We start from the raw sequence: 18649 nt of genomic DNA on the forward strand, positions 1-18649 counted from the left end.
GCCGTGCCCGTGGCACGCGATGGAGGAACAGCCTGCGGTTGTAGCGCAAAAAGCGCCGCCGACGGTCGCTAAGGCTTTGCGCCCTGCCCGCCTGCTTCGGGCATGGCGGGCGCGGGCCGCGACGCCAGCAACGACTTCAGCGCCCGCTTCACCCGCTTGGCCCGGGATCGCAGATACAGGTTGCGCATGTCCGAGGACAGCAGGTCCATGTAAGGCCGCGGCGTGCCTTGCAGCGCGCCCTTCTGTTCGAAGATCTGCTGCAAGGTTTCAGCAAGGTGGTGAAAGGCATGCGGCCGGTCGACATGCTGTTCCCAGGCCTCGCGTGCGGCACGCCCGAGCGCGACGTGCGGCGCATCCGCCAGGATGCGCGGGAGATCGCCCACCTGGCTCTCCTTGACCCGGACGCTGAACTTTTCCCAGGGGATGAAGGGCGGCGGAACCCAGTCGTCGGACAGGATCACCGGGCAGCGGCCCATCTCCATCGCCTCAAACAGGCGATAGGTGTTCGGCCCGATGCCGCGCGGTGACAGCATGAACCGGCTCCGCACACAGACGCTCGCGTATTCGCCTTCATACGTCGCCCGCTCTTCCGGGCTCAGGAGCCAGGCATGTCGTTGGGTCGTGTCGGCCACATACGTCTCGGGAACGTCGGCCTTCAGGATCCGGTCGCGCACCTCGCAGTTGTTCGCACCGACAAAGGAATAGAGCAGGTCCTGCGGCAGGTCCAGTTGCCGTGCGCGGCTGACGGCATGGTTTTCTTCGATGCGTGCGAGATACACACCGCCCGCGGACACCCCCGGCTTGTGGTGCACCGCGCGGATCGACGGATAGACGCCCTGCATCAACGGGAAGGCGTAGTCCCAGTCGTGATAGATGAAGGTCTTGTCGGGGTAGCGGCGGCGCAGCGGATGCCACAGCACCTCTTCCATGAACATGTCCGTCCCCTGGTGCCCTTCCATGAAGAGGATGGCGTCGGCCGCCTCGGGGTCGTCGGTGAGCGTGTGCACGCCGTGCACGTCGAGCGCCGCCGCCTTACAGAGCCACTCCGCGGCATGCGTGCCCCAGATCGCGTTCGGATACGCCGTCAGGACTTTGATTTTCATGATCCCACCAAACCGTTGTGATCAAGCCAGTCCGCCGCGAAGGGCCCAGAGCTTCTGGGATGAGGCGGTGCCCGAAAAAGTTAACTATCGTTAACATTTTAGCCAGACTCGCTGGCGATCGGCCCGCTTCCCGGTCTCTTTCGCTACTGGCAGACCACGGTGGTGTTGACCGGACGGCAGGTGCGGCCGTCGGGCTGCACATAGCGGTCGACGTTGCCCTTGGGGTCGTAGTGATTGCCCATGTTGTCGCGGCAGCCCGAGGCGTCGCACTGGCGCAGGCGCGGGCGCATGTCGCGCGGTGGCGGTGCGGGCCGGGGGTAGCCGCCGCCGCCATAGCCGGGTCCGGCGTAACCCTGGCGCGAGGCTTCGTCGGCAGCCAGTTGGGCTTCGCGCTGCTGACGCTCGGCCTGGTCGCGCTCGGCCTGCGCACGCTGCTCGCCACGCGGGTCGATCACCACCAGGCCGCTGCCACCGGTCGGTGCCGACTGGCGCTGCACCGTCTCGACCGATTCGCGCTGCAACTGCCGGGCGCGCGCCACGCTGTCGAGCTGTTCCTGGCGACGATCCCGCTCCGGCCCCGCCGAGGGCTGGGTCGCCTCGGGGCTCAGCACCACCTCCGACTGGCGATCGCCCTTCGCGCAGCCGCTGTCGGTGTAGCGCACCTTGCCGGCCGCATCGACGCAACGGACCACCTGCGCGCCGGCCCCGGCGGCGAACAGCGCAGCCGAAGCAACGAGCAGGGTGGCGAAGGCGCGCAAGCGAGACATGCCGTCACTGTAGCGCCGGCTTGTCGCGCACGCGATACGGGCTTGGGGTAAGCCCTTGGGGCGCCGGGCTCGTACGCGCCTAGTCTGGGCGCGCAAAAGCACGGTCGTGCCGAAACCCGTTCACGCCCCCCAACGCCCTACCGACCCGGAGACACCATGGAACCCCTGCGCACCCGCCCCGTCCTGCTCGCCCTCGTGGCCACCGCTGCCCTCGCCGGCTGCGGCGGCGGCGGGGATGGCGGGTCCAGCCCGCCGCCCGCGCCCGAAGAGACACGCGTGCAGGACAGCCGCAAGTCCTATGTGCCTGCCGAGCCGACCGCCACCACCTTCCCCGCGCTGGCGGCGGCGGCCGGCGACACCGTCCCCCCCTCTTCCACCAGCCGCTGGGCCGGCGTGCTGGGCGGCGCGGCCTATCGCATCGAGGTGCCTCAGAACTGGAACGGCAAGCTGGTGATGTACGCGCACGGCTATGCCGGCACGGGCAACACGCTCATCGTCAACAACCCGCAGATCCGCCGCTACCTGATCGACAACGGCTACGCCTGGGCGGCGTCGAGCTACACCAAGAACTACTACGACGTGCGCGCTGGCGTCGAGGACACCAACGCCCTGGCGCTGGCCTTCGCCCGGATCGCAATCGAGAACGGCCGGCCACTGACGCCGCCCAGCCGCATCTACATCACCGGCGTGTCGATGGGCGGCCACATCACCGCGGCCGCCATCGAGGACGAGGCCTATGCCACCGCGAACAACCGGGTCCGCTACAACGGCGCCGTGCCGATGTGCGGGGTGCTCGGCGACACCGAGCTGTTCGACTACTTCGCCGGCGCCCAGGTCACCGCGCAGTCACTGGCCGGCGTGGCGACCTATCCGTTCACCCAATGGGCCGAGATTCAGGCGCAGGTGACGGCCGCGCTGTTCACCCAGTTCCCCACCGCGCCGGTGACGACCACCGCGCTGGGCAACCGCTACAAGTCGGTGCTCAAGAACCTGACCGGCGGCGAGCGCCCCCTGTTCGACCTGAGTCTGGCGTATGGCGGCTCGTTCTCGGCGGTGTGGGGCGTGTTCGGCGGCGACGGCACGGTCAACGGCATCCTGAACAAGCCGGTGATCGACACCAACCGGTTCACGTACACCATCGACAACGACGCCGCCGCGACCACGACGCTCAGCGCCACCGCGCAGAAGCTCACAGCCGACCCGGACGCCAACCGTCTGCGGCGCGATGGACTGCGCTGGATCCCGGTGACGAGCGGCAACATCCACATCCCGGTCGTCACGCTGCACACGCTGGGCGACCTGTACGTGCCCTTCAGCATGGAGCAGATCTACCAGAAGCGCGTGGCCGCCAAGGGCAACAGCCAGTGGCTGGTGCAGCGGGCGATCCGCGGCGCCACGCACTGCGACTTCACCGTGGCCGAGCAGACCGAGGCCTTCGACGCGATGGTCAAGTGGGAGCGCGACGGCGTGAAGCCGTCCGGTGATGACGTGGTGACACCGACGACGGTCGCGCAGCCGAGCTACGGCTGCACGTTCACCCGCAACACCTTCGGACCGGAAGACACGGCCAGCACACAGCAACTGCGCGGACTGATCGCCAGCAGCGGCGCCACCTGCCCGGCGCAGTGAAGCTTCAGCGCGACGCCGGCGTGGCGTCCGCCGCGTTGCCCGCCGGCAGGTGGATGAGACCGGTGCGAAAGTCGTACTCGAAAGCCTCGCCGTAGCGGCCCCATTCGATGGCGGTGCGCAGCACGCGTTCGGCCACCGGCGCGTCCAGCCGCTCGCGCAACAGCTGCAGAAAAGGCTCCTGCGGCAGCTCGCCCGAGGGCGCCTGCTCCAGGCTGTGGCGGATGTGCGCGGCCAGCGGCACCTGCGCGAGCAGCTGCTGGCCGAAGAGCTGCTGGCGCAGCGTGTGAGCGCCTTCGACATAGCAGCGGCCCAGCTCGGTGAGGTGCAGGTCGGCATCGGCCAGCTTGGCGAAGCCCAGCAGGGCCAGCGCCTGGGCCAGCGGCAGCAACGCGTGGTCGGGGAGCTCGGCCTCTTCCGCGAGCTGGGGCAGGTCGGCACGGCCGTCGCGCCCGTCTTCGACCAGCATCTCGAGCAGCGCTTCCATGCGGTCGACGTCGGCGTCGGGCAAGCGGTCGCTCAGGTGCATGTGCACCGCCTCCTCGCGCACGCGGCCGGTGCTCGGCGCGCCGGCCGTCATCAGCTTGTAGACCTCGTCGATCAAGGCGCGCACCTCCAGGCTGTCGACGTCCCGCGGACGCGGCAGCGTGATCGGCAACTCCGCACGCACGCGGCCCGGGTTGCTGGCGAAGATCAGCACGCGGTCGGCCATCAGCACTGCTTCCTCGATGTTGTGCGAGACCACGAGCATGGCCTGGGTCGGCATCGCGCCGCCGTCCCAGAGCTGCAGGATATCGTCGCGCAGCCGCTCGCCGGTGAGCACGTCGAGGGCCGAGAAGGCCTCGTCCATCAGCAGCACCTCGGGCTCGACCACCAGCGCACGCGCGATGCCCACGCGCTGCCGCATGCCGCCCGAGAGCTCGCGCGGCAAGGCGCCTTCGAAACCGGCGAGGCCAATGAGCTCGATCGCGGCGGCGGCGCGGCGGGCGCGTTCCGCGCGCTCGACGCCGCGGGCTTCCAGCCCGAGCTCGACGTTCTGCTGCACCGTCAGCCACGGGAACAGCGCGAAGGACTGGAACACCATCGCGATGCCGCGCGCAGGGCCGTACAGTGGCTGGCCGCGGTAGCGCACGCTGCCGGCATCGACGCCGATCAGCCCGGCCAGGATGCGCAGCAGGGTCGACTTACCGGAGCCGGACTGGCCCAGCAGCGCGACGATCTCGCCTTGCGCGAGGTGGAAGTCGACCCCGTCGAGCACGGACCGCGCCGCGCCGTCGGCCGAGCGAAAGGATTTGCCCACGCCCTGGAGTTCGATGATGGCTTCGGTCATGGCGGCGCTTTCAGAAATGCATGCGGTCTTCGGCCAGCGCGTAGAGCTTGCGCCAGACGAAATGGTTCATGCCCATGACGAACACGCACATCACGCCGATGCCCAGCGCGATGCGCGGGAAGTCGCCGATGGCGGTCATGTGGGCGATGTAGCTGCCCAGGCCCGCGGCCTGCAACGTGGTGTCGCCCCAGGTGACGTACTCGGCCACGATGCTGGCGTTCCACGAACCGCCACTGGCCGTGATGGCGCCGGTCACGAAGCTCGGGAACACCGCCGGCAGCAAGTAGCGTTTCCACTTCAGCCAGCCACCCAGCCCCAGGTTGCCCGCCGCGTAGCGCAGTTCGGTCGGCACGCTGGACGCGCCGGCGATCACGTTGAACAGCAGGTACCACTGCGTGCCCAGCACCATCAGCGGCGAGAGCCACACGTTGGGGTTGAGGTGCCAGCGCACGATGAAGAGCACCGCCACCGGGAACATCAGGTTCGCCGGGAAGGCAGCCAGGAACTGGGCCACGCCCTGCAGTCGCCCGGCCCAGCGCGGGTTCATGCCAATCCACACGCCCACCGGCACCCACACCAGCGCGGCCAGCGCGATCAGCACCAGCACGCGCACCATCGTGTAGAAGCCCAGCACGAACACATGCGCGACCTCGGACCAACCGACTTCGGTGTGGATGAAGCGCCCGAGCCAGACGATCGCCAGCAGCACGGATGCGGCCAGCGTGGCGTCCCACACGCGCACGGCCATCGTATTGGGCGGCCGGGGCCGCGCCTTGATCGAGGTGCCGTCGTGGTCGCGCCGAAACAGCAACACCGAACCGTCGATGAGGCGCGTGAAGACGAGGCCGACGCGCTGCAGCCGATCTGTGCGGCGCAGCCAGGTCAGCAGCCACGAGCGCGGTGCCTCGTCGCCGCTGCCTTCTTCGAAGCGGAACTTGTCGGCCCAGGCGATCAGCGGGCGGAAGAAGAGCTGGTCGTACAGCACGATGCCTACCAGCATGCCGCCGATGGCCCAGCCGATGGCGTGCAGGTCGCGCGCCTCGATCGCCATCGCGATGTAAGAGCCCACGCCCGGCAGCTTGATGCTCTGGTTCGACACCGAGATCGCCTCCGAGGCGACCACGAAGAACCAGCCGCCGGACATCGACATCATCATGTTCCACAGCAGCCCCGGCATCGCGAACGGCAGCTCCAGCCGCCAGAAACGCTGCCAGCCCGAGAGCTGGAACACCTCCGCCGCCTCCCGCAACTCGGTGGGCACCGTGCGCAGCGACTGGTACAGGCTGAAGGCCATGTTCCAGGCCTGCGAGGTGAAGATGGCGAAGATGGCCGCGCATTCCACGCCGAGCAGGTTGCCCGGGAACAGCGCGATGAAGCCCGTGACCGTGATCGACAGAAAGCCCAGGATCGGGATCGACTGCAGGATGTCGAGCATCGGCACCATCACCCGCTCGGCCGCACGGTACTTGGCCGCGATCGCCGCGAACACGCACGCGAACACGAGCGATGCGGCCAGCGCGAGGAACATGCGCAGCGTCGTGCGCAGCAGGTAGTACGGCAGCACCCACGGGTCGAGGCTGATCGGCATCGACTGGCCCAGCTGATACGGCCGCGCCATCTGCGAGCCGCCATAGGCCATGGCGAACAGCAGCGCCAGCACCAGCGGCAGCAGCGCCCAGTCCCAGCGATTGCCGCCCGATGCGACCACCTGTCGTGGGAAATAGCGTCTGTCGAGCATGGGAGAAAGCGGGTGGGAAAGGCGGCGAGCCGGCGCGCGAAGGGGTCGCATTGTGTCCCTGCACGCTTTGGCGAACCTGACTTCGCGCCGATGCAGGCCTGAGCGCCGCTCAGCGTTGGGTCGTCCGCGCGCGCGCGACCTCTGGGCGCCCGCGCACCGCTCGACCCGGCTTCTTTGCCGCGGCACGGCGAAGCCGTGCCGGGTGCGGCACCTGCGGCAGCGCATCGAGAAAGCGCTGCGCCGCCGGCGACACCGCCTCCGGGCGCCAGACGATGCGGTACTCGGTCTGCATTTCGAGCAGCGGCAGCGGTCGCGCGACGATGTTGGCGCCAGCGAACTGCACCAGGCTTTCCTGGGCTGCACACAGACCGAATTCGCTCGCCACCAATGCCAGCGCCGAGACGATGTCACCCGCCACGCAGGCGACCTTCGGCTCGAAGCCCCGCCGGTGGCAGGCCGCCATGAACTTGGCGCGCAGCGACGGCCCGGCGCGCTCGGGGGTGACCACCCATTCCGCATCCACGAGCTGCCGCAGCGTGATCTCGGGCACGTCCACCAGCGGGTGTCGCCTGGGCATGAGCAGCACATAGCTCTCGGTGCTGTAGAGCCGCGACGCCAGTGCCGGGTCCGGCACCTCCTGGGTCTGCACGGCGAAGTCGAGCCGGCCGCGGCGCAGTGCGTCGAGCTGCTGCGGCTCCTGCGCGCCATCGAACTGGAAGGCGATCGACGGATGTTCGGCCTGCACGCGCCGTGCCGTGCCGGGAATGATGCCGTTGTAGAGCGCGCCGGCCATGTGGCCGATGACCACCGTTCCACCGATGCCATCGGCGCGGCGCTGCAGGTCGCGCATCAGTGTCTCGTTGCTCAACAGGAGCTGGCGCGCGTTCACCAGCAGTTCGCGCCCCGCGTTGTTGAGCCGCAGCGAGCGCCCCACGCGGTCGAACAGCGCGAAGCCGACCCGCGCCTCGAGCTGGAGGATGGTACGGCTCAGCGGCGAGGCCGAGATGTGCAGCGCCTCGGCGGCGCGGGAAATGCTTTCGTGCTCGGCCACGCTGACGAATTGACGGAGCGTCCTCAGGTCGATCAGGTGCATGCGGGTTCCTGGTGGCGGGATACGCGAGTCTAAGAATTCGGACCTCACAGGTCACAGAACTGGAGAAATATTGTCCTTTTCAGTCCATCAAGGCGTCACGATCATCCGCTTCAGTCGTCGAAATCCTGTTCGCCGACACCGCCAACAACCTCTTTCCGCCATGACATCCAGTCCCCTCCAGACCGCGCAGCGCAAGGTGATCCGGCGCCTGATCCCGATCCTGATGCTCATGTACACCATGGCATACCTGGACCGCATCAACATCGGCACCGCGGCGCTGCGCATGAACGCCGAACTCGGCATCACGCAGCAGGTCTTCGGGCTGGCCGCGGGGCTCTTCTTCGTGGGTTACCTGCTGATGGAGATCCCGAGCAACATCATCCTGCACCGCGTGGGCGCGCGCGTCTGGCTCACCCGCATCATGGTCACCTGGGGCCTCATCTCGGCATGCACCGCCTTCGTCCAGAACGGCACGCAGCTCATCCTCATCCGCATGCTGCTGGGCATCGCCGAGGCTGGGTTGTTTCCGGGGCTCATCTATTGCCTGGCGCTGTGGTTCCCGCCGAACCTGCGGGGGCGCATGCTGGTCATCGCCGTGCTGCCCTGGGCCGTGATCGTCGGCACGCCGATGTCGGCGGCCATCGTGCAGTACGCCGATGGGCTCTTCGGCTTCGCGGGCTGGCGGATCATGCTGTTCGTCGAAGGCCTGCTGCCGGTGCTGCTGGGCTTCTATTCCATCCGTTACTTCACCTCGAAGCCCGAAGAGGCCGACTGGCTCTCGCCGACCGAGCAGCAACTGATCATCACGGCGCGCGACGCCGACGACACCGCCGCGCCCGCCGGTGCCGAACCGCCCCTGCGCCGCACGCTGACGCAGCCGCACCTGATCCTGCTGTCGCTCGCCTACGCCACGGCGCAGATGGGCTTCTACGCCAGCCTCATCTTCACGCCGCAGATCGTGCAGGAATTCGGCCGCCTCTTCGGCACCACGCTCTCGACCATCCAGGTCGGCCTGCTCTCAGCCATTCCGAGCATCTTCGGCATGGTCATGTACTGGTTCTGGGTGGCGCACTCGGACAAGACCCAGGAACGCGTGTGGCACGCCATCGCCTCCTTCGTCACCGCCGCGGTGGGCATCGGCATCCTGCTGTCGGTGCACAGCCTGTACGCGTCCATCGCCGGCCTGGCGTTGCTGACGGCCGGCCTGGTGAGCGGCCCGATTTGCATCTGGCAGCTCACCGGCATCGGTGTGCGCGGCAAGACCGCCGCGGTCGTCTTCGCCTACGTCAACTGCTTCGGCATCGTCGGCTCGATGTTCAGCCCTTACCTCATCGGCCTGCTGAAGGACCGCACCGGCTCCTACGACGCCGGCCTGATGTTCCTCGCGGGTGCCGCGCTGTGCGGCGCTGTCTTCGTGTTCCTCGCGAGTCGCCTGATGCAGCAGAAGCAGTTGCTTCGGCGCCCCGATGAAGCGCCGGCCACGCACAACGCCGTCGCGCACTGAGCGACGGCCACCCTCCTCTCTCCCTCCAACACCCAAGCGATTCAAATGATTCACTTCGATCACGTCTGCATGGCCGGACCCAACGTCTACGAGTCCACCTTCCGCCTGAGCCAGGAGACTGGCCTCGGCAACTACGACGGCGGCTTCTTCCCGCACTACGGCCTGGGCCACCGCGTGGTGCCGCTCGCGCCCGACATCTACATCGAGGTCGAAGGCCTGGTCGACCAGCGCCCGGTGCGCCAGGGCCAGCCGCTCGCCGTCTTCATGGAACGCCAGACGCGCGACGGCGACCGCTTCGTCGGCTGGTGCCTGCGTTGCGACACGCTCGAAGAGCTGGAGACCTTCGCCGCACATCACCGCACCACCGTCGACCCGAACACCACCGGCCGCGAACTCGGCCGCCAGATGATGGACGGCTCGCGCGGCTTCGCCCTGCAGGCGCCCAGCGCCACCACGACCTGGCCGACCGGGATGCCGAACATGTACTTCAAGCCGGGCGGCGGCGTGCATGCGGCCAGCCTGCCCGTCGTTCCCGGCTCGGGCAGCGTGACGCCGAAGGGCTTGGCCTGGATCGAGATCGGCGGCAGCCGGTCGGACCTGGCGGCGTGGCTGGGGGATGTCGGCACACCCGCCGACTTCCCCTTCGACGTGCGCTACAACGGCGGCAGCCCCGGCCTCTACGGCATGGGCGTCGACACCGACCGCGGCACGGTCGAGATCCGCCGTCCGCCGGTGCTCATCGACTGACGCGGGCTTTGCGATACTCGGCGGCATGAACACCGCCGTCCTCGTCATCGATGTCCAGCAAGGCCTGTGCGAGGGCGACGGCGCCGCCTTCGAGTCAGCGCAGACCATCGATCGCATCAACCAGGTGACAACCAAGGCCCGCGCCGCGAGCCGCCCTGTGATCTTCATCCAGCACGAATCGGGCAACGGCTATCTCGAACACGGCAGCGCCGCCTGGCAGCTGGCACATGGCCTCGAAGCGCTGCCGACCGACCTGCGCGTGCGCAAGACCGCCGCAGACTCCTTTCACCGCACGACACTGCAAGAGGTGCTGCAGCAGCACGGCATCACCGAGCTGGTGATCTGCGGCATGCACTCGGAGTTCTGCGTCGACACGACGACGCGCCGCGCCCTCGCGCTGGGCTATCCGGTGACACTGGTGGAAGACGCGCACACCTCGGCCGGCAATGCGGCGCTGTCGGCACCGCAAGTCATCGCGCACCACAACATCACGTTGAGCAACATCGAGAGCTTTGGCCCGCGCGTGCGACTGGTGAATGCGGCCGACCTGCGCTTCGACGGGGGCTGACCTGCCGTCCCCACCCCGCGCGCTCAAGGAACGCGGGGGCTGCATGGAGCACCTTACGTTCGAGCCAAGGGGCAGTCGCGGAGTGTGACGATGATGCTCACCACGATTCTGCGGCTGCGGTGCCCTGGTGATAGCGCAGTTGCCAACCCGCGTTTGTCTGAAGCCAGACGGACGAACGGAGCGTGTGGTTCACCAGGGACTTGCCCTGGTCAACGTGCGCCGAACGATAGCTGAGGAGGGCAACCCCGGGACCGAGTTCAGAGACTGAGAACGCTCCCGACGCGACTACAGGCTGCGATTCCTGTGCAGCCAAGAAGTTGACGACGGTTTCGCGGCTGTATGCGCGGCCAGAGCGGCCGACCTCATGGAATTCTGGGTGCAGCAATTGCTCCAGTCGTTCACGACTGCACCGAACGCCAGGGTGGTGGAGTTCGACTTCGAGCGCTTGGAGTTCTTGAAGGAGGTGGTCCATGGACAGTTCGTTTTGTGCGGCCAAACGTTCGACATGAGCGGCGGCTGGAAGCAAGCGAAGCTTGCTGGAAGACGTCCGCTCGATGAAGGGGTTAGGGCCGGCCGATGCTCGGCCCTTTGAGCAAGTTGCAGCGAAGGAATAGCTACCACTCTGCAAAAATTTCTTGAAGCAATTTCTCGAAGGAAGCGGCGAGGACTTCTCGTCCATCACTGTCGTGGTAGAGGACAACAACTTCGCCAGAAAAGTTGAGGATGATTGGGTCGCCAGTGGCTGTCATTGCGAATACATAGCTGCCGTTTAACTCAACAGCCCTCTCATCGCCGGCAAAACCTTCTCGGGCGTCCAGCGTTAATTCGACCACTGTTTCCTTGCCAATGGAACTTCCATTAGAGAAGGCATGGATGGCTATTCCCGCGTATGCACCGCCGAAACGGCTTATGAAGTCTTTGTAGTCATTATGCAACTTGAGACCAAGCCTTCTCTCTGCGTCTCGGATTTCTTCCTCGAGGGCTGGCTTCCCTCTTAGCGTCTCATGCTTCGCTAAAAAGCGCTGCATACGGTGCATCAATGTGTCGTCCATGGGCAGGTGTTTTCCGGACCCTAACGTTGGAAATCAGCCGCCCCGGTACGGGGTCGGCTGCATTGACTTGTTAGCGGCATCTCAACATCCGTACATTCTGAACCCATTTACAATCATAGGAGCGCCATCAATTATGTCGTAAACCTGTGGGTCAAAATCCTTAAGAAATACCACGGATGATTTGTTTAATCCGCAAGTGAAATGCGTAGAGAACCTCCATGGAACTAAAACCCCTCCAGCTTCATTTTTGACATTTACATCGAAATTGATTCCAGGAGTGTTTCCGTATTGCGTTGTCCATCCAAATGAAGATACGAGCCAGGATATGGTCATGTAGCACCTTACCCCCCCATTCTCCAATTTGGCCCTGACAATCGTAAATCGAATTTGCTCCATTCGAAATCGAGGCTTGCCATCCGAACCAAGTAGGTCATATGGGTCTTTAATATAGCCCCATGTCTGTGATTCGGATGCCGTGTTAGGTGGAAGAGACAACAGTGCCCCGCCGATTTCACCAAGTATGGATGAGCATTTGCTTGGGGTGACTTCAGTTTTTATTTCATCAGGGGATAAGCCTTCTGATTGGTCGCCGCTACTGTAAGTGTTTGTTTTCATTATTTGTCCTGTTTCAAAGAGAGGTGCCTAATGCGATTCCACTTTAAGTGCCGCTAACGCTGGAATTGAGCGGCGGCGAAGCCGTCCGCCTCGAATGATTTGTTAGAGGTGCTGCCTTGGATCTCACCAGGTGCAAAGCACGCAATGATGCAACCCGTGTAGGGATCACGACCATCTTGGGTGATTGCCCAATGCCAATCAACAATGGGGGTGTTCGTTGGAAACGTGAGTTGAACTCCGTTGGCGAACCAAAGAATGATGGAGGCGTCTGGAGACACCTGCACGTCGGAAATCGTTGCACCGAGACAAGCAGCCAAGATGGCACTCTTGCCAATAAATTCGGGGACACCCGTTTGCGCCGCCGGAGCGTAGGAGTTGACGAAAGAGTTGTTGATGAGGTCCTCGTCAGCGCACAGCACGTCCTGTGCGGCAAGCTCAAACCCGTCGAAGCTGAAGCCAAAGGCGGTCGCGACACTGAAGCTCGCGTAGAACTTACCAATGAGTAGTGCCCGTAGTTGCTCAGCAGCTTGCATGGTCATAGGCACCGCTAACGTGAAAGTGAGCGGGCGCCGAAGGCGGTCCGCTCGAATGACAGGTTCAACCGCAAAGCTCGCGGCGACGGAAGCGCAGGATTAACCATGACCCACATGGAACTCGCCGACGGCGTCCGAAGTGGGCAAGTCCAGCTCCGATTGCATAGAGGCAATAACCGCCGCTACTGTTTCGTTCGCTGGTGTTCCGCGCTCTTCCGCAACCGCCTTGCCAATGTGCCGCACGAGATCGGCCAGCAGAATTCCCCAAGCCTTGGCCTCAGTGTGCCCCGCAGCTTCGAAGAAGCCAATATTCAGCGTGCAGTGGAGCCCTTGCTCCGCGATCCACGCGCTAAGCATATGTACCGAGTTCTCGTCTCGTTGCGCGGCCGGTGGAATTACGAGTGTCCTCATAGGGCTGCGGTGGCTACCACGGGTCTTCTTGTTGTTGAACTTGGTTATAGGGAGACAGGCTTGCTGCATAACACCGCCCGGCGTCTCCATAACACCGAGCCCCTGGACCCGTCGAAACCCGCATGGAATCTGGCGTTTCGCCATCATGACTGTTTATTCATACAGCACTAATCTGCCGACAAAAGCGGCACCCCCTTGTTGACTTGAATTTGCCTTGCGAACGGTCGCGTGGCAAGTCATGGAGGAGAGGGTCGCAAGGAGGATGTGTGACGAACGTGATGTATTCCCCGCGCCGTGCGGCATGGCGGCCGGAGCAGCCCGCGACGCAGGCGCTGCCGCCGCTGCAATCACCCCGCCTGCTTGATCAGGTGCGCGAGCGCATCCTGCTCCTGCACTACAGCCGCCGCACTGAGGAGGCCTACGTTCACTGGGTGCGTGCCTTCGTCCGCTTTCACGGCATTCGGCACCCGGCGGAAATGGGTGGCGCCGAAGTGGAAGCATTCCTCGGCTGGCTCGCCGCGGAGCGCAAGGTGTCGGTCTCGACGCACCGGCAGGCGCTGTCGGCACTGGTGTTCCTCTATGCCAAGGTGCTGCAGCACCGCCTGCCCTGGCTTTAGCAGATCGGCAAGCCGCGGGTGCAGCGCCGCTTGCCGGTGGTGCTGACAAAGGAAGAGCTGGCGCCGGTCTTTCGGGCGCTCGACGGCGAGCACCGGCTGTTCGCGCAGTTGCTCTATGGCACCGGCATGCGCATCTCGGAGGGCTTGCAGTCGCGCGTCAAGGACATCGACTTCGCGCACCGAGCCGTCATCGTCCGCGAGGGCAAGGGCGGCAAGGACCGCGTGCTGATGCTGCCGCAGAGCCTCGAGCCACCGCTCAAGGAGCAACTGGCCAAGGCGCATGCCATGTGGGCGGCAGACCAGGCGGCGGACAAGGGCGGCGTGGAACTGCCGCATGCGCTGGAGCGCAAGTACCCGCGAGCCGGCAGCGCGTGGCCGTGGTTCTGGGTGTTTCCGCAGGCGGAGCACTCGGTCGACCCGCGCAGCGGCGTGGTGCGCCGGCACCACCTATACGACCAAACCTTCCAGCGTGCCTTCAAGCGCGCGGTAGCGGCTGCTGGCATCGCCAAGCCGGCGACGCCGCATACGTTGCGCCATGCCTTCGCCACGCACCTGCTGCAAGCGGGCTACGACATCCGCACCGTGCAGGATCTGCTGGGCCATGCGGATGTGTCGACCACCATGATCTACACGCATGTGCTCAAGGTCGGCGGCGGTGCGGTGCGCAGCCCGCTGGATGCGATGGCCGGCTAACCTTACGCCACAACACGGGCCCCAGCCGCCCGCGCATGCGACTCAAAGCTTCGCGATCGACACCTCCGTCGACTTCACCAGTGCCACCACATCAGAGCCGGGCTTGAGCTGCAGCTCGTCGACCGAGCGAGTGGTGATGACGGAGGTCACGATGCCCCAGGGCGTCTCGACGTCGACTTCGGAGACGACATCGCCGCGAATGATTTCCTTGACCTTGCCCTTGAACTGGTTGCGGACGTTGATGGCTTGGATGGACATGGTGCTTCTTTCGGTTGGATGAAAAATTTGATTGAAGGAACGGCTCAGGCCGCCAGCGCCTGGTCGAGGTCGGCGAGCAGGTCGTCGATGTGTTCGATGCCGACGGACAGGCGCACCGTGTCTTCGGTGACGCCGGCCCGCGCCAGTTCGGCGGGCGACAGCTGGCGGTGCGTGGTCGATGCGGGATGGGTGGCGAGCGAACGCACGTCGCCGATGTTCACGAGCCGGGTGAAGAGCTGCAGCGCGTCGAGGAATCTCGCCCCGCCCTCGCGGCCGGAGCCGATGCCGAAGGTCAGCACGCCGCTCGACCGGCCGCCGAAATACTTCTGCGCGAGCGCATGGTCGGGGTGGTCCTCGAGCGCCGAGTAGTTGACCCACTTCACGGCCGGGCTCTGCTTGAGATGCTGCGCGACGGCCAGCGCGTTGCTGCTGATGCGGTCCATGCGCAGCGCCAGCGTCTCGATGCCCTGCAGGATCAGGAAGGCGTTGAAGGGCGAGATGGCGGCACCGGTGTTGCGCAATGGCACCACGCGCGCGCGGCCGATGTATGCCGCCGCGCCGAGCGCTTCGGTGTAGACCACGCCGTGGTAGCTCGGGTCGGGCTCATTCAGCCGCTTGAAGCGCTCCTTGTGCTTCGCCCACGGGAACTTGCCCGAATCGACGATGGCGCCGCCGATGCTGGTGCCGTGGCCGCCGAGGTACTTCGTGAGCGAATGCACCACGATGTCGGCACCGTGCTCGATGGGCCGGCTCAGGTACGGCGACGGCACGGTGTTGTCGACGATTAGCGGCACGCCATGGCGGTGCGCGATCTCGGCGATGGCCGCGATGTCGGTCACGTTGCCGGCGGGGTTGCCGAGCGATTCGACGAACACCGCCTTGGTCTTCTCGTCGAACAGTTCGTCGAAGCTCTTCGGGTCGCGATGGTCCGCAAAGCGCGTCGTGATGCCGAACTGCGGCAGCGTGTGCGCGAACAGGTTGTAGGTGCCGCCGTAGAGCGCGGTGCTGCTGATGATGTTGTCACCCGCCTCCGCAATGGTCTGGATGGCATAGGTCACCGCCGCCTGCCCCGACGCCAGCGCCAGCGCGGCAATGCCGCCTTCCAGTGCCGCCACGCGCTGCTCGAGCACGTCCTGCGTCGGGTTGTTGATGCGCGTGTAGATGTTGCCTGGCACCTTCAGGTCGAACAGGTCGGCGCCGTGCTGGGCGCTGTCGAAGGCATAGGCCACCGTCTGGTAGATCGGTGGCGCCACGGCGCGCGTCGTCGGCTCGGGCGAATAGCCGGCGTGCACCGACAGCGTCTCGAATTTCCAGTGTTCCTTGGACATGGTGGCTCCTGGTGAAAGGGGTCAGACCGCCCAGCGCAGCACGTGGGCCGGACCGTCGGCCCAGCGCGTGTCGTTGGCGGGTTGTGCGTCGTCGGCGGCCGGCTTCTGCAGCACGCGGTCGAGGATGCGTTTCTCGATCGCGGCGAAGGCCGGGTCGCCCTGCGAACGCGGCCGAGCGAGGGCGATGTTCTCGTCGAGCGCGATGCGGCCGTCCTCGATCAGGATCACGCGGTCGGCCAGCGCCACGGCTTCCTGCACGTCGTGCGTGACCAGCAGCGCGGTGAAGCGATGCGTCTGCCACAGGCTTTCGATGAGGCGGTGCATCTCGATGCGCGTGAGCGCGTCGAGCGCACCCAGCGGCTCGTCGAGCAGCAGCAGCCGCGGGTGGTGCACGAGAGCTCGGGCCAGCGCCACGCGCTGACGCTGGCCGCCCGACAGGCGCGCCGGCCATTCGTTCTCGCGATCGGCCAGACCGACCTGGGCCAGCACCTCGCGGCCCCGCGCACGCAGGTGCGACGGCAGGCCGAGCGTGACGTTGTCCAGCACGCGGCGCCACGGCAGCAGGCGCGCCTCCTGGAACATGATCCGCGTGTCGTCGTGCAGGCCGTCGATGGCGCGGCCGTCGGTCACCAGCGTGCCGTCGGTGGCGGGCTCCAGGCCGGCGACCAGCCGCAGCAGCGTGCTCTTGCCGCAGCCGCTGCGCCCGACGATGGCAATGAATTGGCCGGGCTCGATCGTGAGCTGCGTGTTGCGCAGCACCTCGCGCGCGCCGTAGCGCTTGTGCACATTGCGGATTTCGAGCTTCACGCCGCCCGCAATGACCGGGCCTTCCAGCACGGCGCTCATGCGCCTGCTCCCGGTTTGAAGAGCGGCGACGCGAGCGCATCGATCTTCCTGGGCAGCAGCTTCTCGGCGAAGAAGGCGTCGGCGATCTTCTGCTGCTCGGCCAGGCCTTGCGGCACCGCTGGCCGCACCGCATAGCTGCGGCGGCTGTTGGCCTGCTCGACCGTGGCGGCGTCGATGCCCCACACGGGCGCAAGCAAGGCCGCTGCATCCTTCGGGTTCGCCTTGACCCACTGCCCGGCTTTGGCGAGCTCGGCGTAGATCACGCCCAGCACGTCGGCGCGCGCCGTCGCGAACTTGGTGCTCGCGAGGTAGTAGCGCTGGTACGACGCGATGCCCGTGCCGTCGGCCAGCACGCGCACCTTGGCCTGGCGCTGCGCGGCGGCGAGGAACGGGTCCCACACCACCCAGGCGTCGATCGCGCCTTTCTCGAAAGCCGCGCGGCCATCGGCCGGCGTGAGGTAGGCCGGCTCGATGTCCTTGAACGACAGCCCGGCCTTGTCGAGCGCGGCGATCAGCAGGTAGTGCGCGCCGGCGGCCTTGGCGAAGCCGATCTTCTTGCCCTTGAGGTCGGCCAGCGTCTTGATGGGCGAGTCTTCGCGCACCAGGATGGCCTGGGCCGCGGGCGACGGCGCCTCCTGCGCGACGAAGGTGAGCTGCGCGCCGGCCGCCTGCGCGAACACCGGCACGGTGTCGGCCACGTCGGCGCTGAAGTCGAGGTTGTCGAGGTTGAGCGCCTCCAGCAGTGGCAGGCCGCTGGTGAATTCGTGCCAGGTCGGCTTGACGCCCAGCGGCGCCAGTTGCTTCTCGAGCGTGCCCTGCGTCTTGAGCACGACGATGAGCGTCGACGACTTCTGGTAGCCGATGCGCACGGTCGACGTGCCCTGCGCGAAGGCGAAGGCCGCACCGAGCGCGGCCAGCGTGCCGAGCGCACCGCGGCGTGTCAATGAAAGCGATGAGGTCATGGGAAGTGTCTTTCGAGGCATCACTTGGATTGGTAGCCGGGGTGCCAGCGCAGCCACCAGCGCTCCAGGCCGCGCGCGAACAGGTCGGCCAGCTTGCCGAGCAGCGCGTACAGCAGGATGCCGACCAGCACGATGTCGGTCTGCAGGAACTCGCGGGCGTTCATCGTGAGGTAGCCGATACCGGCCTGCGCCGAGATGGTTTCGGCCACGATCAGGATCACCCACATCAGGCCCAGCGAGAAGCGCAGGCCGACCAGGATCGACGACAGTGCGCCCGGCAGGATCACCTCGCGGTACAGCTGCCAGCGGCTGAGCCCGTAGGTGCGCCCCATCTCGATGAGCTGCGGGTCGACGTTGCGGATGCCGTGGAAGGTGTTGAGGTAGATCGGAAAGAACACCGACACGCTGATGAGGAAGAGCTTGGCCGTCTCGTCGATGCCGAACCACAGGATCACCAGCGGGATGAGCGCCAGCGCCGGGATGTTGCGCACCATCTGGATGGTGGAGTCGAGCAGCGTCTCGAAGAACTTCACCGAGCCGGTCAGCAGGCCGAGCGCCAAGCCGAGCCCGCCGCCGATCGCGAGGCCCGCCAGCGCCCTGCCCGCGCTCACCTTCACGTGGGTCCAGAGTTCGCCCGAGGCGGTCAGCGTCCACGCGGCCTTGACCACGTCGAGCGGCGCCGGCAGCACGCGCGTCGACAGCCAGCCGAGCGACGACGCGACCTGCCAGACGACGATGAGCGTCACGGGCACGATCCACGGCACCAGCCGCCCGGCGACGTTGGCGCCGAAGCTCTTGAGGCCCGCGAAGGACGGCGCGTTCGTCGCCGGCAAGGGTTGCACTTGTTCGGTCATGAGG

Annotated in this window: 21 protein-coding genes; 6 read left to right on the forward strand and 15 right to left on the reverse strand. The window is 66.1% G+C overall.

What is annotated here, in order from left to right; all coding sequences use genetic code 11:
- Window positions 1–68: 68 nt before the first annotated feature.
- Window positions 69–1103: an exostosin domain-containing protein gene (locus ACSFA2_RS22275; RefSeq protein WP_435457505.1), complete on the reverse strand. Its 1035-nt coding sequence runs from the start codon at window positions 1101–1103 to the stop codon at window positions 69–71.
- 143 nt (window positions 1104–1246) lie between these two features.
- The gene (locus tag ACSFA2_RS22280; protein WP_435457506.1) at window positions 1247–1870 is read right to left on the reverse strand and encodes a DUF4124 domain-containing protein; all 624 of its coding nucleotides are present in this window, start codon (window positions 1868–1870) and stop codon (window positions 1247–1249) included.
- Between the two features lie 156 nt (window positions 1871–2026).
- Between ACSFA2_RS22280 and ACSFA2_RS22285 the strand changes: the two genes are divergently transcribed.
- Window positions 2027–3499, forward strand: coding sequence for an alpha/beta hydrolase family protein (locus ACSFA2_RS22285; RefSeq protein WP_435457507.1), 1473 nt, complete (start codon window positions 2027–2029; stop codon window positions 3497–3499).
- Window positions 3500–3503: 4 nt separating this feature from the next.
- Here the strand turns inward: ACSFA2_RS22285 and ACSFA2_RS22290 are convergent, their stop codons facing one another.
- The 3 genes from ACSFA2_RS22290 to ACSFA2_RS22300 all read right to left on the reverse strand — a co-directional run bounded on the left by ACSFA2_RS22290 (window position 3504) and on the right by ACSFA2_RS22300 (window position 7657).
- A complete protein-coding gene (locus ACSFA2_RS22290) occupies window positions 3504–4826 on the reverse strand; it encodes an ABC transporter ATP-binding protein (RefSeq protein WP_435457508.1) in 1323 nt (440 codons plus the stop codon).
- 10 nt (window positions 4827–4836) lie between these two features.
- Window positions 4837–6564 carry an ABC transporter permease gene (locus tag ACSFA2_RS22295; RefSeq protein WP_435457509.1) on the reverse strand — a complete coding sequence of 576 codons (1728 nt, stop codon included), beginning with the start codon at window positions 6562–6564 and terminating at the stop codon, window positions 4837–4839.
- 109 nt (window positions 6565–6673) lie between these two features.
- On the reverse strand, window positions 6674–7657 hold the full coding sequence (locus ACSFA2_RS22300; protein ID WP_435457510.1) for a LysR family transcriptional regulator: 984 nt from the start codon (window positions 7655–7657) through the stop codon (window positions 6674–6676).
- Between the two features lie 160 nt (window positions 7658–7817).
- On the opposite strand from ACSFA2_RS22300, the gene ACSFA2_RS22305 reads away from it, so the two are divergent.
- Genes ACSFA2_RS22305 through ACSFA2_RS22315 form a run of 3 tightly spaced genes read left to right on the forward strand, consistent with a single transcriptional unit; the run spans window position 7818 to window position 10476 of the window.
- Complete coding sequence (locus ACSFA2_RS22305; protein ID WP_435457511.1) at window positions 7818–9161, forward strand: MFS transporter; 1344 nt, start codon at window positions 7818–7820, stop codon at window positions 9159–9161.
- Between the two features lie 45 nt (window positions 9162–9206).
- The gene (locus ACSFA2_RS22310) at window positions 9207–9908 is read left to right on the forward strand and encodes a VOC family protein (RefSeq protein WP_435457512.1); all 702 of its coding nucleotides are present in this window, start codon (window positions 9207–9209) and stop codon (window positions 9906–9908) included.
- 25 nt (window positions 9909–9933) lie between these two features.
- Window positions 9934–10476 carry a cysteine hydrolase family protein gene (locus ACSFA2_RS22315; protein WP_435457513.1) on the forward strand — a complete coding sequence of 181 codons (543 nt, stop codon included), beginning with the start codon at window positions 9934–9936 and terminating at the stop codon, window positions 10474–10476.
- Window positions 10477–10573: 97 nt separating this feature from the next.
- Here the strand turns inward: ACSFA2_RS22315 and ACSFA2_RS22320 are convergent, their stop codons facing one another.
- The 5 genes from ACSFA2_RS22320 to ACSFA2_RS22340 form a co-directional block, all read right to left on the reverse strand.
- A complete protein-coding gene (locus ACSFA2_RS22320; protein WP_435457514.1) occupies window positions 10574–10948 on the reverse strand; it encodes a nuclear transport factor 2 family protein in 375 nt (124 codons plus the stop codon).
- 142 nt (window positions 10949–11090) lie between these two features.
- Window positions 11091–11528: an SMI1/KNR4 family protein gene (locus ACSFA2_RS22325; protein ID WP_435457515.1), complete on the reverse strand. Its 438-nt coding sequence runs from the start codon at window positions 11526–11528 to the stop codon at window positions 11091–11093.
- 81 nt (window positions 11529–11609) lie between these two features.
- The gene (locus tag ACSFA2_RS22330) at window positions 11610–12143 is read right to left on the reverse strand and encodes a hypothetical protein (RefSeq protein WP_435457516.1); all 534 of its coding nucleotides are present in this window, start codon (window positions 12141–12143) and stop codon (window positions 11610–11612) included.
- Window positions 12144–12196: 53 nt separating this feature from the next.
- A complete protein-coding gene (locus tag ACSFA2_RS22335; RefSeq protein WP_435457517.1) occupies window positions 12197–12676 on the reverse strand; it encodes a hypothetical protein in 480 nt (159 codons plus the stop codon).
- 99 nt (window positions 12677–12775) lie between these two features.
- Window positions 12776–13234: a DUF5076 domain-containing protein gene (locus ACSFA2_RS22340; RefSeq protein WP_435457518.1), complete on the reverse strand. Its 459-nt coding sequence runs from the start codon at window positions 13232–13234 to the stop codon at window positions 12776–12778.
- A gap of 119 nt (window positions 13235–13353) precedes the next feature.
- On the opposite strand from ACSFA2_RS22340, the gene ACSFA2_RS22345 reads away from it, so the two are divergent.
- Window positions 13354–13704: a phage integrase N-terminal SAM-like domain-containing protein gene (locus ACSFA2_RS22345; RefSeq protein ID WP_435457519.1), complete on the forward strand. Its 351-nt coding sequence runs from the start codon at window positions 13354–13356 to the stop codon at window positions 13702–13704.
- A 3-nt stretch (window positions 13705–13707) separates the two neighbouring features.
- Window positions 13708–14397: an integron integrase gene (locus ACSFA2_RS22350; protein ID WP_435457559.1), complete on the forward strand. Its 690-nt coding sequence runs from the start codon at window positions 13708–13710 to the stop codon at window positions 14395–14397.
- 42 nt (window positions 14398–14439) lie between these two features.
- On the opposite strand, the gene ACSFA2_RS22355 is transcribed toward ACSFA2_RS22350, so the two are convergent.
- From ACSFA2_RS22355 to ssuC, 5 genes are read right to left on the reverse strand one after another with little or no spacing between them, the layout of a single operon-like run.
- Window positions 14440–14655, reverse strand: a complete 216-nt coding sequence (locus ACSFA2_RS22355; RefSeq protein WP_183026473.1) for a TOBE domain-containing protein — start codon at window positions 14653–14655, stop codon at window positions 14440–14442.
- A gap of 44 nt (window positions 14656–14699) precedes the next feature.
- Window positions 14700–15983, reverse strand: a complete 1284-nt coding sequence (locus tag ACSFA2_RS22360) for an O-acetylhomoserine aminocarboxypropyltransferase/cysteine synthase family protein (protein ID WP_435457520.1) — start codon at window positions 15981–15983, stop codon at window positions 14700–14702.
- Window positions 15984–16004: 21 nt separating this feature from the next.
- The gene (locus ACSFA2_RS22365) at window positions 16005–16829 is read right to left on the reverse strand and encodes an ATP-binding cassette domain-containing protein (RefSeq protein WP_435457521.1); all 825 of its coding nucleotides are present in this window, start codon (window positions 16827–16829) and stop codon (window positions 16005–16007) included.
- On the reverse strand, window positions 16826–17791 hold the full coding sequence (locus tag ACSFA2_RS22370) for an aliphatic sulfonate ABC transporter substrate-binding protein (protein ID WP_435457522.1): 966 nt from the start codon (window positions 17789–17791) through the stop codon (window positions 16826–16828). The genes ACSFA2_RS22365 and ACSFA2_RS22370 overlap by 4 nt, the downstream gene beginning before the upstream one ends.
- Window positions 17792–17811: 20 nt before the next feature.
- Window positions 17812–18645, reverse strand: a complete 834-nt coding sequence (gene ssuC / locus ACSFA2_RS22375) for an aliphatic sulfonate ABC transporter permease SsuC (protein WP_435457523.1) — start codon at window positions 18643–18645, stop codon at window positions 17812–17814.
- Window positions 18646–18649: the final 4 nt, after the last annotated feature.

It is taken from the genome of Variovorax cryoconiti, from assembly GCF_051216395.1.
GTDB lineage: Bacteria > Pseudomonadota > Gammaproteobacteria > Burkholderiales > Burkholderiaceae_C > Variovorax.

Excerpts from the sequence above, each read along its gene's own strand:
- ACSFA2_RS22310 (WP_435457512.1), top strand. The coding sequence starts at position 9,207 with ATGATTCACTTCGATCACGTCTGCATGGCCGGACCCAACGTCTACGAG.
- ACSFA2_RS22285 (WP_435457507.1), top strand. The coding sequence starts at position 2,027 with ATGGAACCCCTGCGCACCCGCCCCGTCCTGCTCGCCCTCGTGGCCACC.
- ssuC (WP_435457523.1), bottom strand. The coding sequence starts at position 18,645 with ATGACCGAACAAGTGCAACCCTTGCCGGCGACGAACGCGCCGTCCTTC.
- ACSFA2_RS22300 (WP_435457510.1), bottom strand. The coding sequence starts at position 7,657 with ATGCACCTGATCGACCTGAGGACGCTCCGTCAATTCGTCAGCGTGGCC.
- ACSFA2_RS22370 (WP_435457522.1), bottom strand. The coding sequence starts at position 17,791 with ATGACCTCATCGCTTTCATTGACACGCCGCGGTGCGCTCGGCACGCTG.
- ACSFA2_RS22365 (WP_435457521.1), bottom strand. The coding sequence starts at position 16,829 with ATGAGCGCCGTGCTGGAAGGCCCGGTCATTGCGGGCGGCGTGAAGCTC.
- ACSFA2_RS22315 (WP_435457513.1), top strand. The coding sequence starts at position 9,934 with ATGAACACCGCCGTCCTCGTCATCGATGTCCAGCAAGGCCTGTGCGAG.
- ACSFA2_RS22335 (WP_435457517.1), bottom strand. The coding sequence starts at position 12,676 with ATGCAAGCTGCTGAGCAACTACGGGCACTACTCATTGGTAAGTTCTAC.
- ACSFA2_RS22295 (WP_435457509.1), bottom strand. The coding sequence starts at position 6,564 with ATGCTCGACAGACGCTATTTCCCACGACAGGTGGTCGCATCGGGCGGC.
- ACSFA2_RS22320 (WP_435457514.1), bottom strand. The coding sequence starts at position 10,948 with ATGGACCACCTCCTTCAAGAACTCCAAGCGCTCGAAGTCGAACTCCAC.
- ACSFA2_RS22280 (WP_435457506.1), bottom strand. The coding sequence starts at position 1,870 with ATGTCTCGCTTGCGCGCCTTCGCCACCCTGCTCGTTGCTTCGGCTGCG.
- ACSFA2_RS22330 (WP_435457516.1), bottom strand. The coding sequence starts at position 12,143 with ATGAAAACAAACACTTACAGTAGCGGCGACCAATCAGAAGGCTTATCC.
- ACSFA2_RS22290 (WP_435457508.1), bottom strand. The coding sequence starts at position 4,826 with ATGACCGAAGCCATCATCGAACTCCAGGGCGTGGGCAAATCCTTTCGC.
- ACSFA2_RS22355 (WP_183026473.1), bottom strand. The coding sequence starts at position 14,655 with ATGTCCATCCAAGCCATCAACGTCCGCAACCAGTTCAAGGGCAAGGTC.
- ACSFA2_RS22305 (WP_435457511.1), top strand. The coding sequence starts at position 7,818 with ATGACATCCAGTCCCCTCCAGACCGCGCAGCGCAAGGTGATCCGGCGC.
- ACSFA2_RS22275 (WP_435457505.1), bottom strand. The coding sequence starts at position 1,103 with ATGAAAATCAAAGTCCTGACGGCGTATCCGAACGCGATCTGGGGCACG.
- ACSFA2_RS22340 (WP_435457518.1), bottom strand. The coding sequence starts at position 13,234 with ATGATGGCGAAACGCCAGATTCCATGCGGGTTTCGACGGGTCCAGGGG.
- ACSFA2_RS22360 (WP_435457520.1), bottom strand. The coding sequence starts at position 15,983 with ATGTCCAAGGAACACTGGAAATTCGAGACGCTGTCGGTGCACGCCGGC.
- ACSFA2_RS22325 (WP_435457515.1), bottom strand. The coding sequence starts at position 11,528 with ATGGACGACACATTGATGCACCGTATGCAGCGCTTTTTAGCGAAGCAT.